Genomic DNA, 14604 nt, shown 5'->3' on the forward strand with positions numbered 1-14604 from the left:
GTCTGGTGCGTGCAGCTGCAAGGCGGAGGAGGGAGTCGACGCGGAGCGTCGGCGAGTGACGACAACGCGGCAGATGTGCGCACCAGACCCCGCGTCTGCGGCGTGATCCAAACGACAGGCCCTAGGCTCGCGGCACACCCGTCCGCCGCCGAAGGGACCGACCATGAGCGTCCGCGTCCGCCGTGTCTACGACCCGCCCGAGCGGCGGGACGGGACGCGGGTCCTGGTCGACCGGCTGTGGCCGCGGGGGCTGGCGAAGGCCGCGGCGCGGGTGGACGAGTGGCCGAAGGCCCTCACCCCGTCGACGGAGCTGCGCCGCTGGTACCACGCCGGCGAGGGCTCGTACGAGGAGTTCGCCGGGCGGTACGAGGCGGAGCTGGCCGACGGCGAGGCGGCCGAGGCCCTCGACCGGCTGGGGGAGCTGGCCCGCGCGGGCGACGTGACCCTGCTGACCGCGTCGAAGACGCCGGAGCTGAGTCACGCGGCGGTACTGGCCCGCCTCCTCGGAGCGTGACACACGGCGGTGCCGGCCCGCCTCCTCGGAGCGTGACACATGGCGGTGCCGGCCCGCCTCCTCGGAGCGTGAGGGGGCGGGCCGCTCCGTGCCGTCAGGCGGTCTGCCGGGCCGCCGCCCGGCCGGCCGCGCGCCCGGAGAAGAGGCAGCCGCCGAGGAAGGTGCCTTCCAAAGCGTTGTAGCCGTGGACACCGCCGCCGCCGAACCCGGCGACCTCGCCGGCCGCGTACAGGCCGTCGATCGGGGTGCCGTCGGTGCCGAGGGCCCGCGAGTCGAGGTCGGTCTGGATGCCGCCGAGCGTCTTGCGGGTGAGGATGTGCAGCTTGACGCCGATGAGGGGGCCCGCCGCCGGGTCGAGGATGCGGTGCGGGGTGGCGACCCGGCCCAGGCGGTCGCCGATGTAGCGGCGGGCGTTGCGGATGCCCTGCACCTGGGCGTCCTTGGCGTAGGGGTTGGCGATCTGCAGGTCGCGGGCCTCGATCTGGTGCCTGATCCGGCCCGCGTCGAGGAGCGGCTTGTCGGTCAGCGCGTTCATCTTCTCGACGAGCTGTTCGACACTGGGCGCCGTCACGAAGTCGGTACCCTTGCGCAGGAACGCGTCGACCGGTCCGGGCGCGCCCTTGCCGAGGATGCGTTCCTTCAGGAATCCGGCGCGGTCCTTAGCGGTGATGTCGGGGTTCTGCTCGGAGCCCGACAGCGCGAACTCCTTCTCGATGATCTTCTGCGTGAGAATGAACCAGGAGTGGTCGTACCCGGCGATGTCCTCGGTCGTGCGCAGGTGCTTCAGGGTGCCGAGGGTGTCGTAGCCGGGGAGGTACGGCCCGGGCAGGCGGCGGCCGAGGGCGTCGAACCACATCGAGGACGGTCCGGGCAGGATGCGGATGCCGTGGCCGGGCCAGATCGGGTCCCAGTTCTGCAGGCCCTCGGTGTAGTGCCACATGCGGTCCCGGTTGACCAGCCGGACGCCCGCCTCGGCGCTGATGTCGAGCATCCGGCCGTCGACGTAGGCCGGTACGCCCGTCACCATCTCGTTCGGCGGGGTGCCGAGGCGCTCGGGCCAGTGGCGGCGGACGATGTCGTGGTTCGCGCCGATCCCGCCGCTGGTGACGATGACGGCCTGGGCGGTGAGTTCGAACTCGCCGACGGCGTCGCGGTTGGAGGCGACACCGCGGGGCGAGGCGTCCTCGGCCAGGACCGTGCCGCGCACGCCGCGGGCGGCGCCGTCCTCGATGACCAGGTGGTCGACGCGGTGGCGGTGGTGGAAGGTGAGCAGGCCGTCGCGGGCGGCCTGCCTGGCGTACCGGACGAACGGTTCGACGACGCCGGTGCCGGTGCCCCAGGCGATGTGGAAGCGGGGCACGGTGTTGCCGTGGCCGTGCGCGGTGAGGTCGCCGCGCTCGGCCCAGCCGACGGTGGGCAGGAAGGTGATGCCGTGCCCGTCGAGCCAGGACCGCTTCTCCCCCGCGGCGAACTCGACGTAGGCCCGCGCCCAGCGCACGGCCCAGGAGTCCTCGTCGTCGAGGCGGTCGAAGCCGGCGCTGCCCCGCCAGTCGCTCCAGGCGAGGTCGAAGGAGTCCTTGATGCCGAGGCGCCGCTGCTCCGGCGAGCCGACGAGGAACAGTCCGCCGAAGGACCAGAAGGCCTGTCCGCCGAGGTTGGCGGCGTTCTCCTGGTCGACGAGGGCGACCCTCCTGCCCCTGCTGGTCAGTTCGTGCGCGGCGACGAGGCCGGCGAGGCCCGCTCCGACGACGATGGCATCGGCATCCATGGCGACCGTTCCCTTCTTCAGTTCTCGGTGTGATCGGGGGTGCCGCTGCCGTCGGTCAGCAGGGCCGTGAGCAGTTGCTTCAGCCAGGCGCGGGCGTGCTCCACGTCCCGGTCCAGCAGCAGTTGCGCGGTGACGCCGTCGTACGCCGCGACCACGGCGTGGGCGGCGCCGTCGGTGTCGCCGAGCACGGGGGGCAGGGGGGTGTGCCCGCGGGCGCGGGCGAGCCGGTCGGCGATGGCCTGCCGCAGCCGGGCACGGTGTTCGAGCAGGCTCCGCGCCACGTCGGGGTCGCGGGCGGCGTGCACGAGGAAGTCCGTCTTCACGAGGAGCCAGTCGCGGTCGAGGAGCAGCACCTCGGTGACCCGGTCCACGGCGGCCGGCACGTCGAGGTCGGGCCCGTCGAGGGCGAGGGCCCCGGAGACCTGCTCCGCGATCAGCTCGGCCCGCTCCTGGTAGAGGGCGAAGAACAGCTCGTCGAGGCTGGAGAAGTTGGAGTAGAAGGCGCCCCGGCTGTAGCCGGCGGCCTCGCACACCTCCTCGATCGAGACGTGCCCGAAGCCCTTGGCCGCGAACACGTCGAACGCCGCCCGCAGCAGGTTGGCGCGGGTGCGGACGCGGCGCCTGGTCACGCGGCCGGTGGTTCCCTGCACGGCCACCCCCTTTTCGATACAGGACTGTATTCGATACAGAGGTGTATCGACAGCCTCCGAGCTTAGATAGAACATCTTTTCGATTAAGGGGTACGCTGGCCGCATGGCCAAGCACCACCTCCAAGGCTCCCTCTTCGACCAGGCCGACGAGCTGCGCATCGCCACCCTCGACGGGATCCGCCGCACCGACCTCGGCTTCGGCGCCTGGCTCGACGTGCTGCCCGGGTGGCTCAGCGGCTCCGACGAGCTGTTCGAACAACTGGCCGCCGAGGTGCCGTGGCGGGCGGAACGCCGCCAGATGTACGACCACGTCGTGGACGTGCCGCGGCTGCTCGCGTTCTACGGCGCCGGCGACCCGCTGCCGCACCCGGTACTGACCGAGGCGCGGGACGCGCTGAGCGCCCACTACGCCGAGGAGCTGGGCGAGCCGTTCACCACGGCCGGGCTGTGCTACTACCGCGACGGCCGGGACAGCGTGGCCTGGCACGGCGACCGGATCGGGCGGGGCGCGCGCGAGGACACCATGGTCGCCATCCTGTCCGTGGGAGCGCCCCGGGACCTGCTGCTGCGCCCGATGCGGGGCGGCCGCGCCACCGTGCGCAGGCCCCTGGGCCACGGCGACCTGATCGTGATGGGCGGTTCCTGCCAGCGCACCTGGGAGCACTCGATCCCGAAGAGCACCCGCGCGACGGAGCCCCGCATCAGCATCCAGTTCCGCCCGCACGGCGTGCACTGACCCCGTCCAACGGCCGGGCCGCACGGGGCCGTTGGCCCGGACCCGGCGATTCCGCCGCGTGCGGGGTCTGCTTTTCTTGTGCCGTCGAGTTTTCTTGTCCCGTCGAACCGGGAGCGGGACCACATCACGCGGGGCGATCATGCGGGCAGACGTACACCACGTCGCGGACGGCACCTACCTGGTGCACGGATCCAACACCAACTGGGTGATCCTCACGGAGGGGGACGCCGTCACGCTGGTCGACACCGGGTATCCCGGCGACCGGGAGCAGCTCCTCGCCTCGCTCGCGGCGGTGGGGAGCGCTCCGGAGGCCGTCGCGGCGGTGCTGATCACGCACGCGCACAACGACCACCTGGGATCCGCCGAGTACCTGCGCGCCACGTACGGCACGCCCGTGTACCTGCACGAGGCCGAAGTGCCCCACGCGCGGCGGGAGTTCCTGCACCAGGTGTCCGTCGGGACGGTGCTGCGGAACGGCTGGCGGCCGGGAGTGCTGCCGTGGGCGGTGCACGCGCTCCGCTCGGGCGGCACGGCCCACATCCCCGTCACCGCCCCGCAGGCGTTCCCCGGCGAGGGCGCCCTGGACCTGCCCGGCCGGCCCGTGCCGGTGCACACCCCGGGCCACACCGACGGGCACTGCGCCTACCACGTGCCGGGCACCGGCGTGCTGATATCCGGCGACGCCCTGGTCAGCGGCCACCCCACCTCCCGCGTCGAGGGGCCGCAGCTGCTGCCGGACATGTTCCACCGCGAGCGGTCCCGGGCCGTGGCCTCCCTGGACGTGCTCGCCGCACTGGAGGGCGAGCTGCTGCTGCCCGGCCACGGACCGGTCCACCGCGGCCCGGTCGGGGACGCCGCGCACCGGGCGCGGGAACGCGCCCTCTAAAGTGAGGCGACGATCGGCGGCGAGACAAGGACACCCGGCGCATGGCACTGCAGATCAGCGCGACGAACCCGGAGCACCCCGCGCTCCTGCTGGAGCTGCCGTGGGACGTGCCCCTGGAGGAGTGGCCGGAGGAGTACCTGGTGCCGCTGCCGCGCGGCATCTCCCGGCACGTGGTGCGCTACTCGCGCGCGGGCGACGAGGTGATCGCCGTCAAGGAGCTGGCCGAGCGGCCCGCGCTGCGCGAGTACGAACTGCTGCGCGACCTGGACCGGATCGGCATCCCGGCGGTGGACCCGCTGGCCGTGGTCACCGGCCGCACCGACGCGGACGGCGCCCCGCTGGAGAGCGTGCTGGTCACCCGGCACCTGGGCGGATCGATGCCGTACCGCTCGATGTTCGAGACGACCATGCGCCCGGCCACCATGCACCGGCTGATGGACGCCCTCGCCGTGCTCCTGGTGCGGCTGCACCTGGCCGGGTTCGCATGGGGCGACTGCTCGCTGTCCAACACCCTGTTCCGGCGGGACGCGGGCGCGTACGCGGCCTACCTGGTGGACGCGGAGACCGGTGACCTGCACCCGCAGCTCAGCCAGGGGCAGCGCGAGTACGACCTCGATCTCGCCCGGGTGAACATCAGCGGGGAGCTGCTGGACCTGGAGGCGTCCGGGGCGCTGCACCCGTCCGTCGACCCGATCGAGTTCGGCATGGAGATCTGCGCGCGGTACCGCGGCCTGTGGGACGAGCTGACGCGCACGTCCGTCTACCCGGCCGGCAAGTACCACTACATCGAACGCCGGATCCGGCGCCTGAACGACCTCGGCTTCGACGTGGCGGAGATGCAGATCGAGCACGCGTCGAACGGTGACACGGTCAGTTTCGTCCCGAAGGTCGTCGACGCGGGCCACCACCAGCGGCAGTTGCTGCGCCTGACCGGGCTGGACACCGAGGAGAACCAGGCCCGGCGGCTGCTGAACGACCTGGAGAGCTGGATGGCGACCCAGGACGACTACGCCCCGGGCGACCCCCTGGGGGCCCGCCCGGAGGTGCTCGCCCACCGCTGGGTGCGCGAGGTGTTCCGCCCGACCGTGCGGGCCGTGCCGCTCGAACTGCGCGGCGCCATGGACCCGGCGGAGATCTACCACCAGCTCCTCGAACACCGCTGGTACCTGTCCGAGCGCGCCCAGCACGACATAGGCCTCGACACGGTGGTCGAGGACTACATCGAGAACATCCTGCCGAAGGCGGGCGAGACGCTGCTGCCGACCGCGGAGTGAGCTACCGCTCCCGCGCGGCGTGCGGCACCACCGCCACCGGGCAGTCCGCGTGGTGCAGCACTCCGTGGGCCACCGAGCCGATGCGGGCGCCGACGGCCGTGCGGTGGGCGCGACGGCCGACGACCATCAGCTGGGCCGTGCCGGCCACCGACAGCAGGACCTGGCCGGCGCTGCCCATCTCCACGTGCTCCTCCACCGGCACGTCGGGGAACCGCTCCCGCCAGGGCCGGACCGCGGCGGCCAGGGCCTTCTTCTCGTAGGGCTCCAGTCCCCCGGCCTCGTCGAGGAGCTTCAGCGAGCCCGGGCTGTAGGCGAAGACGGGCGGCAGCGTCCAGGCCCGCACGACGCGCACCGTCGCCCCGCGCGCGGCGGCCGTCTCGAACGCGAAGCGGAGCGCGTCGGCGCTGTCCTCCGGGTCGCCCTGCTGGCCCACGACGACCTCGCGACCGGCGGCTTCGCCCGAGGGCTGGTCGCCGGCCCGGACGAGCACGACGGGCCGGGTGCTCTCGGCGATGACCTGCTGCCCGACCGAGCCGAGCAGGAAGCCGACGATCGGCCCGTGCCCGCGCGAGCCGAGCACCAGCAGCTCCGCGTCGGCAGCGGCGGCGACCAGGGTGCCGACGACCGCGCCCTCCACGACGTCCGTGGTCACGTCGAGGTCCGGGTGCCGTTCGGTGACGGTCGCGACGGCCTCGGTCACGGCGCTGTGCACCCACTCGGCCTGGCCGTCCGCGTCGCCCTCGATCCCCGCTTCGAGCACCTCCTGCGGCTGGTACCGCCAGGCGTGCACCACGCGCAGCGGCCGTGCGCGCCGCACCGCCTCGCGGGCCGCCCAGCCGAGGGCCGCGAGGCTCTCCTGCGATCCGTCCACCCCTGCGGTGATCGGGCGTGTCATCCGGCTGCCTCCTCGTGTAGGTCACTGGCGCTGGTGATCAGTCTTCCCCAACCTCCGCGCATGCCGGGCGACGTGTGGCGGTGATCTCCGTATCCGGGCGTTCCCCGGCGATCGAACATACGATGGGCGGAGGTCGGCGCGGCGCCCCGGGACGCCGTGCCGTGAGTCGACCGCCCGGTGTGGGGGACGTATGGCACAGGCCGCCGATACGGCGCGGACCGTCATCATGACCGTGGACGACGATCCGGGGGTCTCCCGGGCCGTGGCCCGGGACCTGAGGCGGCGGTACGGCGCGTCGTACCGGATCGTCCGGGCGGAGTCCGGCGAGTCGGCGCTGGAGGCGCTGCGGGAGCTGAAGCTGCGCGGCGATCTCGTGGCGGTGATCCTGGCCGACTACCGGATGCCGCAGATGAACGGCATCGAGTTCCTGGAACAGGCCCTGGACGTCTACCCGGGCGCGCGACGCGTGCTGCTGACGGCGTACGCGGACACGAACGCGGCGATCGACGCGATCAACGTCGTCGACCTCGACCACTACCTCCTCAAGCCGTGGGACCCGCCCGAGGAGAAGCTGTACCCGGTCCTGGACGACCTGCTCCAGGCGTGGCGGTCCAGCGACTTCCGGCCCGTGCCCGCCACGAAGGTGGTCGGGCACCGCTGGTCGTCCCGCTCCTCCGACGTGCGGGAGTTCCTCGCCCGCAACCAGGTGCCCTACCGCTGGTACTCGTCCGACGAGCCGGAGGGCCGGCGGCTGCTGGCCGCGGCCGGCGAGGACGGGATGCGGCTGCCGGTGGTGATCACGCCGGACGGGACACCACTGGTCGAGCCGGAGGCCGTCGACCTCGCCGCCCGGGTCGGGCTGGCGACGACCCCGACGGCCGACTTCTACGACCTGGTCGTGATCGGCGGCGGCCCGGCCGGGCTCGGCGCGGCCGTCTACGGCGCCTCCGAGGGGCTGCGGACCGTGCTGGTGGAGCGGTCGGCGACCGGCGGGCAGGCCGGGCAGAGCTCCCGCATCGAGAACTACCTGGGCTTCCCCGACGGCGTGTCGGGGGCGCAACTCACCGACCGGGCCCGGCGGCAGGCCGCCAAGTTCGGCGCCGAGATCCTCACGGCGCGCGAGGTGACGGCCCTGGAGGTCAACGGCGCGGCCCGCGTCGTGCGGTTCTCGGACGGCTCGGCCGTCGCCGCGCACAGCGTGATCCTGGCGACCGGCGTGAGCTACCGGCAGCTGGCGGCGCCGGGCTGCGACGACCTGACCGGCTGCGGGGTCTTCTACGGCTCGGCCCTGACGGAGGCCCCGTCCTGCCAGGGGCAGGACGTGTACATCGTCGGCGGCGCCAACTCCGCCGGGCAGGCGGCGATGTACCTGTCCCGGGGCGCCAAGTCGGTGACGCTGCTGGTGCGCGGCGAGTCACTGGCGGCGTCGATGTCGCACTACCTGATCCAGCAGATCGAGGAGTCCCCCAACATCCGGGTGCGTGCCCGCACGGTCGTCGAGGAGGCGCACGGCGACGGCCGGCTGGAGCGGCTGACCCTGCGGGACGTGGACAGCGGGGAGAGCGAACAGGTCGACGCGCAGTGGATGTTCGTGTTCATCGGCGCGGCCCCGCTCACGGACTGGCTGGACGGCACGGTGCTGCGTGACGAGCGCGGCTTCATCCTCGCCGGGCCCGACCTGACCGCCGACGGCCGTCCGCCCGAGGGCTGGGAGCTGGACCGGCCGCCGTACCACCTGGAGACCAGCGTGCCCGGCGTGTTCGTGGCGGGCGACGCCCGCTCCGAGTCCGCCAAGCGGGTCGCGTCCGCCGTCGGAGAGGGAGCCATGGCCGTGATGCTCGTCCACCGGTATCTGGAGCAGTCGTGAGCGGGCGGGCCGTGCCCTGCAGCCCGCAGGAGATCGGCTCCCTGTTCCTGTTCGAGAAGCTGACGCCCGAACAGCTCGGGCGGCTGTGCGCCGAGGGGCGGGTCGAGCGGTTCGAGCCCGGGCCGGTGTACACCGAGGGCGACCCCGCCACCTGCTTCTACGTGCTGCTGGAAGGCACGGTCGTGCTGTACCGCCGGGTCGGCGGGGACGACGTGGAGGTGACGCGGACCTCGCAGCGCGGGGTGTACGCGGGATCCATGCAGGCGTACCTGGGCGACCGGGTGCGGCAGGTCTACAACAACTCCATGCGCGTCACCGAGCCGACGCGGTTCTTCGTGCTGCCCGCCGACACCTTCGCGCAGATCATGCAGGAGTGGTTCCCGATGGCGGTGCACCTGCTGGAGGGGCTCTTCTTCGGTTCGAAGAACACCCAGCGGGCCATCGGGCAGCGCGAACGGCTGCTGGCGCTGGGGTCGTTGTCCGCCGGTCTCACGCACGAGCTCAACAACCCGGCCGCGGCGGCCGTGCGGGCGACCGCGACGCTGCGGGAGCGGGTGGGCAAGATGCGGCACAAGCTGGCGGTCATCGCGCAGGGGTCGTACTCCCCCGAGGTGATGGCGAAGCTCATCGACATCCAGGAACGCACCGCCGAACGGGTCGCCAAGGCCCCCGTGCTCAGTCCGCTGGAGGCCTCCGACCGGGAGGACGTGCTCACCGACTGGCTCGACGACCGGGGCATCCCGGACGGCTGGCGGATCGCGCCCACGTTCGTGCAGGCCGGTCTCGACGTGGACTGGCTCGACCAGGTCGCGGCCGCCGTGGACGAGGAGATGCTGCCGAGCGCGATCGGCTGGCTGAACTACACCGTCGAGACCGAGCTGCTGATGGACGAGATCCACGACTCGACCACGCGCATCTCGCACCTCGTCGACGCGGCGAAGCAGTACTCGCAGCTCGACCGGGCGCCCTTCCGGCAGGCCGACGTGCACGAACTCCTCGACTCCACGCTGCTGATGCTGTCGGGCAAGATCGGCCCGCAGATCAAGGTCGTCAAGGAGTACGACCGGACGCTGCCGAAGGTCCCGGCGTACCCGGCGGAGCTCAACCAGGTGTGGACGAACCTGATCGACAACGCGGTCTCGGCGATGAACAGCGCGGGCGGCGAGGGGACGCTGACCGTGCGGACCGCGCGGGACCACGACCGGCTGCTGGTGGAGTTCCGGGACACGGGCGTCGGCATCCCGGCGGAGGACCGGGGGCGTATCTTCGACCCGTTCTTCACGACGAAGCCGGTGGGCGAGGGGACCGGGCTCGGGCTCGACATCTCCTGGCGGATCGTGGTCGACAAGCACCACGGGAGCATTCAGGTGGCGTCGGAGCCGGGGGACACGCGGTTCCAGGTGCTGCTGCCGCTGACGGCGGTCGAGGAGGAGTCGGCATGAGTGGTGGGAACGGGATCGATCCGAGTGTGCCGCCGAGCGGCAGCGGGTGCGTGGAGTGCGACGCGGCCGGGGGGTGGTGGTTCCATCTGCGGCGGTGTGCGCAGTGCGGGCACGTGGGGTGTTGCGACAGCTCGCCCGCGCAGCACGCGACGGCTCATTTCAGGGAGTCGGGGCATCCCCTGGTGCAGAGCTTCGAGCCGGGTGAGGGCTGGTACTGGGACTACTCGACGAACGAGTTGTACGAGTCGGGGCCGGAGCTGGCTCCGCCGGTGAGTCATCCCGCGGATCAGCCGGCGCCGGGGCCGGTGGGGCGGGTGCCGGTTGATTGGGCGAGGGTCTTGCGGGCCTAGGGGCTCGGGTCTCGTCGTTTCGTGGCGGCTGCGGGTCGTCTGTGGTTGATCGCGCAGTTCCCCGCGTCCCCAAGAGAGTTGGTCGAGTGCCGAACATTTCCTTCATCACGCCGGTTGTCGGGCGGCAAGCCGAACTGGACCGGCTCTCAGGCGTGCTGGAACGTGCTCGTGCCGGTGAGGCGCGGGCCGTGCTGATCGCCGGGGACGCCGGGGTCGGTAAGACCCGGCTGCTGGACGAGGCCGGTGGGGTGGCCGCTGACGCCGGAATGACGGTGGTCACCGGGCATTGCGTGGACCTCGGGGACGTCGGGTTGCCCTATCTGCCGTTCACCGAGGTGCTGGGTGTGCTCGCCGCCGACGAGCGGTTCGCTCCCGCCCTGGCCGCTCACCCGGTCGTCGAGCGACTGCTGGGGGCCGGGACCGGTTCGGCACGGGACGTCGACGGGCGGTTGCGGCTGTTCGAGGGGATGGCGGGGCTGCTGGCCGACGCGGCGGAGGTCGCCCCGCTGCTGCTCGTGCTGGAGGACCTGCACTGGGCCGATCAGTCGTCGCGGGACCTGCTGCGGTTCCTGCTCGGCCGGGGCGTCCTGCGGCACCGGCTGGCGGTGTTCGCCTCGTACCGGGCGGACGACCTGCACCGCCGGCATCCGCTGCGGCCGCTGCTGGCGGAGCTGGTGCGGCTGCCCGCCGTGGAGCGGCTGGAGCTGCGCCCGCTCGCCGACTCCGAGGTCGACCGGCTGGTGCGGGCCCTCGAACCAGGTCCGCTGCCGGACGCCACCGTACGGCGGATCGTGGAGCGGGCCGAGGGGAACGCCTTCTACGCGGAGGAGCTGCTCGCGGCCACCGACACGGAGGCGGGCGGGGTGCCGAGCGGACTCGCCGACGTGCTGCTGATCCGTTTCGAGCAGCTCTCCGACACGGCCCAGCAGGTGCTGCGGACCGCGGCCGTCGCCGGGCGCCGGGTGGAGCACGACCTGCTGCGGGAGGCGGTCGGGCTGCCCGAGGAGGCACTGGAGTCGGCGCTGCGCGAGGCGGTGGGGCGGCAGCTCCTCGTCGCCGGGGACGACGACACGTACTCGTTCCGGCACGCCCTGGCCCGCGAGGCCGTCTACGCCGATCTGCTGCCCGGGGAACGGGCGAGGCTGCACGGCGCGTTCGCGCGGCTGCTCGCCGGGCGCGGGCGCCGGGCCGAGAGTGCCGCCGAGCGCGCCCACCACTACCGGGAGAGCCATGACCTGGCCGAGGCGCTGGCCGCTTCGCTGGAGGCGGCCGACCACGCCCAGCGGGTCGGGGCGCCGGCCGAGGAGCAGCGGCACCTGGAGGCGGCCCTGGACCTGTGGCCGGCCGTCGGCGCCGAGGACCGGCCCTCCGGCGGGGGCGTCGACCGCGTGACGCTGACGCTGCGCGCCTCGGCGGCCGCCGCGCACGCCGGCGAGTTGCACCGGGCGGTCTCCCTCGCCCGGTCCGCGCTGGCGGAGCTCGGGCAGGACGCCGACTCCGAGCTGGCCGCCCGGGTCCGCTACACCCTCGCCGGGAACCTGCTGAGCGTGGACAGCCTGACGGCGGCGTTCGCCTACAGCAGCGAGGCGCTGGCGATGATCCCCGAGGAGCCCCCGTCGGTCACCTGGGTGTGGGCGGCGGCCACGCACGCCATGGCCGCGCGGCACGTCGGGGAGAACGAGACCGCGCTGCGGGTCGCCCGGCGGGCCCTGAGCGTGGCCGAGGAACTGCGGGTGACCGACGCCCAGGCGGACCTGCTGATCTCCCTGGCCGTCTTCGGCGCGGGCGGGCGGCGCGGCCCCGAGGGCCGGGAGCTGCTGCTGCGGGCCCGGGAGCTGGCCCGGAGTTCCGGCAACGCGGCCGTGGAGCTGCGGGCCCTGTTCAACCTGGCCATGGGCTGCCACGAGAACGGGAACCCGGCGGAGTGCCTGCCCTGGCTGACGGAGGGCCTGGACCGGGCCCGGCGCGCCGGGCTGCTGTCCTCGCCGTACCCGCTGGAGATGCGGTACCTGCGGCTGCTGGTGCTGCACGCGCTGGGCCGCTGGGACGAGTGCGTGCGCGCGGCGGAGGCCGACGCCGATGTGCTGCCGGCGGCCGGCGGGTACACGGTCGGTCCCGCGCTGTACGTGGCGCTGGCCCGCGGCGATCTCTCGGCGGCGGACCGGGCGCGTGCCCTGCTGGAGGGGCCCTTCGACTGGATGGCCACCCTGGTGGCGGGCATCGTGCTCACCGACGCCGCCGCGCTGCGCCGGGATCCGGAGGAGGCGGTGCGGCGGCTGCGCTCCACGGTCGCGGCCCTCACCGACGAGGCGGGCACCCGCCCGGACGTGACGGTCCGGCTCGCCGCCCTGGCGCTGTCGGCCGTGTCCGACGCGGCCGTCGAACTGCGGCTGACCGGCGACGAGTCCGGGGCGCGCCACTGGGCGGGCACGGCGACGGAACTGGTGGAACTGGCGCGGGCCGTCGCCCGCCGCGGGCAGAACGACACGCCGCAGGGCCCCGAGGGGCAGGCGTGGCTGGCCCGGGCCGAGGCGGAGTGGGTACGGGCCGTGTCGGGGCCGGACGCGGCGGCCTGGTCGAAGGCGGTGGCGGCGTTCGCCTACGGCGACGCCCACGAGCGGGCGCGGTGCCGGCTGCGGTACGCCGAGGCCCTGGTGGCGGCCGGACGGCGCGAGGAGGCGGCGGAGGAGGCCCGGGTGGTCCGGGAGACCGCCGACCGGCTGGGTGCCGTGCCGCTGCGGGACCAGGTGGAGGCGCTGGTCCGTCGCGGCCGGCTGTCGGACGCACCGGGCAGCCAGGACAAGGCCGGTGTGCTCACCGCGCGCGAGCAGGACGTGCTGCGGCTGCTGGCGCTCGGGCGCAGCAACCGGCAGATCGGCGAGGAGCTGTTCATCAGCGGCAAGACGGCGAGCGTCCATGTCTCCAACATCCTCGCCAAGCTGGGCGCTTCGAGCCGCGGCGAGGCGGTGGCGGTGGCCTACCGGGAGGGCCTGATCGCCCCGGAGCCCTCGGCGTCCTGACGACCGCCCGGCCCACCAGGCGGTGGCGGACACCCTGACCTGGCTCCATCCGGCACGTCGTGAACGACCGGGGCGGGCCGTCGAACTCGACGACGAACGTGGCGAACCCGGTCGCGTATCCCTGAACCGGGCTAGCCGTTCCGGCAGTCGAGGCTCCGCAGGTCGATGGCGTCGGCCATCGCCTGCATCCCCTTGTCGTTGGGGTGCAGGTGGTCGCCGCCGTCGAGGGCGGGCATCATCCGCTCGGGGTCGTAGGGGCTGCGCAGGACGCGGTCGAAGTCGGTGACGGCGTCGAACGCGCCGCTGTCACGGACGAAGGCGTTGACCTCCCGCCGTACGGCCTCCCCGGCCGGGTCCCATTCCTGCCAGCCCTTGTACGGGGCGATCGTGGCGCCGACGACGCACTTGCCGGCGGCGTGCGCCCGGTCGATCAGCCTGCGGTACCCGGCGATCAGCTCGTCGGCCGTGGCGCCCGGCTCGGCCTTGATGTCGTTGACGCCCTGGAAGAGGAAGACCGTCCGCACACCGGGCAGCGAGAGCACGTCCCGGCTCAGGCGGTTCAGGGCGCTCTGCCCCGGCACGTCGGTGAGGACCCTGTTGCCGGCGATGCCTTCGTTGGCCACTCCTTCGACGGTGCCGGTGGCGGACCCGGCGAGCCGGCGGGCGAGGTAGTCGGGCCAGCGGCGGTTGCGGTCGGTCGTGGACTGCCAGCCGTCGGTGATGGAGTCACCGAGCGCGGCGACCGCGCCGGTCCCCTCGCGGGGCCGTACGGTGACGGCGTCGAGGTAGAACCAGGATCCGGTGCGCTGCTTCCAGTGCGCCGCGCTCTCCTCCGCGGCGTGGTCGCCCTCCGTGGTGTACGACGTCTGCATCGCCATCCAGTGCCCGGTGAGCGCGCCGCCCGCCCGGGGGACGTAGAGGCTGACGGCGAGGGTGCCGGCGGCGGGGACGTGGCCGGGCTGCGGGTCGCTGTAGACGATGCCCCCGGCCGGGACGGTGACCGAGCGTGCGCCGCCGAAGGTCAGGCGCCGGTTGCTGCCGGGGACGAGGGCGGCCCCATCCCTTTGCAGACCGGCGTGGACGTTGTCGAACGTCACGGGCTGGTCGCCGAAGGCGTTGGACAGCCGCACCCGCAGGCCGCTGCCGCCGACGCTGGTGTGCACCAGCAGCCGGTAGCCTCGTCCGCCGACCGCCTCGCCGAT

Annotated in this window: 12 protein-coding genes; 8 read left to right on the forward strand and 4 right to left on the reverse strand. The window is 73.4% G+C overall.

Annotation, left to right across the window (positions count from 1 at the left end; all coding sequences use genetic code 11):
• The first annotated feature begins 163 nt into the window (after window positions 1–163).
• Window positions 164–514 carry a DUF488 domain-containing protein gene (locus ABZ948_RS39170; RefSeq protein ID WP_359767904.1) on the forward strand — a complete coding sequence of 117 codons (351 nt, stop codon included), beginning with the start codon at window positions 164–166 and terminating at the stop codon, window positions 512–514.
• Window positions 515–608: 94 nt separating this feature from the next.
• Here ABZ948_RS39170 and ABZ948_RS39175 read toward each other — a convergent pair whose 3' ends face one another.
• Together ABZ948_RS39175 and ABZ948_RS39180 are read right to left on the reverse strand one after the other, a co-directional pair.
• Window positions 609–2282, reverse strand: coding sequence for an FAD-binding dehydrogenase (locus ABZ948_RS39175; protein WP_359767905.1), 1674 nt, complete (start codon window positions 2280–2282; stop codon window positions 609–611).
• 17 nt (window positions 2283–2299) lie between these two features.
• On the reverse strand, window positions 2300–2938 hold the full coding sequence (locus ABZ948_RS39180; RefSeq protein WP_359767906.1) for a TetR/AcrR family transcriptional regulator: 639 nt from the start codon (window positions 2936–2938) through the stop codon (window positions 2300–2302).
• A gap of 97 nt (window positions 2939–3035) precedes the next feature.
• On the opposite strand from ABZ948_RS39180, the gene ABZ948_RS39185 reads away from it, so the two are divergent.
• The 3 genes from ABZ948_RS39185 (at window position 3036) to ABZ948_RS39195 (ending at window position 5828) form a co-directional block, all read left to right on the forward strand.
• Window positions 3036–3668, forward strand: coding sequence for an alpha-ketoglutarate-dependent dioxygenase AlkB family protein (locus ABZ948_RS39185; RefSeq protein WP_359767907.1), 633 nt, complete (start codon window positions 3036–3038; stop codon window positions 3666–3668).
• A 139-nt stretch (window positions 3669–3807) separates the two neighbouring features.
• Window positions 3808–4554, forward strand: coding sequence for an MBL fold metallo-hydrolase (locus ABZ948_RS39190; protein WP_359767908.1), 747 nt, complete (start codon window positions 3808–3810; stop codon window positions 4552–4554).
• 41 nt (window positions 4555–4595) lie between these two features.
• Window positions 4596–5828 carry a DUF4032 domain-containing protein gene (locus tag ABZ948_RS39195; protein WP_359767909.1) on the forward strand — a complete coding sequence of 411 codons (1233 nt, stop codon included), beginning with the start codon at window positions 4596–4598 and terminating at the stop codon, window positions 5826–5828.
• Window position 5829: 1 nt separating this feature from the next.
• Here the strand turns inward: ABZ948_RS39195 and ABZ948_RS39200 are convergent, their stop codons facing one another.
• On the reverse strand, window positions 5830–6723 hold the full coding sequence (locus ABZ948_RS39200) for a universal stress protein (RefSeq protein WP_359767910.1): 894 nt from the start codon (window positions 6721–6723) through the stop codon (window positions 5830–5832).
• A 190-nt stretch (window positions 6724–6913) separates the two neighbouring features.
• Here ABZ948_RS39200 and ABZ948_RS39205 point away from each other — a divergent pair, with 190 nt between their 5' ends.
• From ABZ948_RS39205 to ABZ948_RS39220, 4 genes are all read left to right on the forward strand, one after another.
• Window positions 6914–8590, forward strand: a complete 1677-nt coding sequence (locus tag ABZ948_RS39205) for an NAD(P)/FAD-dependent oxidoreductase (protein ID WP_359767911.1) — start codon at window positions 6914–6916, stop codon at window positions 8588–8590.
• Window positions 8587–10032 (forward strand): ATP-binding protein, encoded by a 1446-nt coding sequence (locus ABZ948_RS39210; RefSeq protein ID WP_359767912.1) that lies wholly within the window; start codon window positions 8587–8589, stop codon window positions 10030–10032. The genes ABZ948_RS39205 and ABZ948_RS39210 overlap by 4 nt, the downstream gene beginning before the upstream one ends.
• Window positions 10029–10382: a UBP-type zinc finger domain-containing protein gene (locus ABZ948_RS39215; RefSeq protein WP_359767913.1), complete on the forward strand. Its 354-nt coding sequence runs from the start codon at window positions 10029–10031 to the stop codon at window positions 10380–10382. The genes ABZ948_RS39210 and ABZ948_RS39215 overlap by 4 nt, the downstream gene beginning before the upstream one ends.
• A 152-nt stretch (window positions 10383–10534) precedes the next feature.
• Complete coding sequence (locus tag ABZ948_RS39220; protein WP_435857788.1) at window positions 10535–13402, forward strand: helix-turn-helix transcriptional regulator; 2868 nt, start codon at window positions 10535–10537, stop codon at window positions 13400–13402.
• 131 nt (window positions 13403–13533) lie between these two features.
• Here the strand turns inward: ABZ948_RS39220 and ABZ948_RS39225 are convergent.
• Window positions 13534–14604, reverse strand: a 1071-nt coding sequence (locus tag ABZ948_RS39225) for an SGNH/GDSL hydrolase family protein (protein WP_359767915.1), incomplete at its 5' end; no start/stop codon positions are given.

The sequence above is a fragment of the Streptomyces olindensis genome, from assembly GCF_040645895.1.
GTDB lineage: Bacteria > Actinomycetota > Actinomycetes > Streptomycetales > Streptomycetaceae > Streptomyces > Streptomyces olindensis.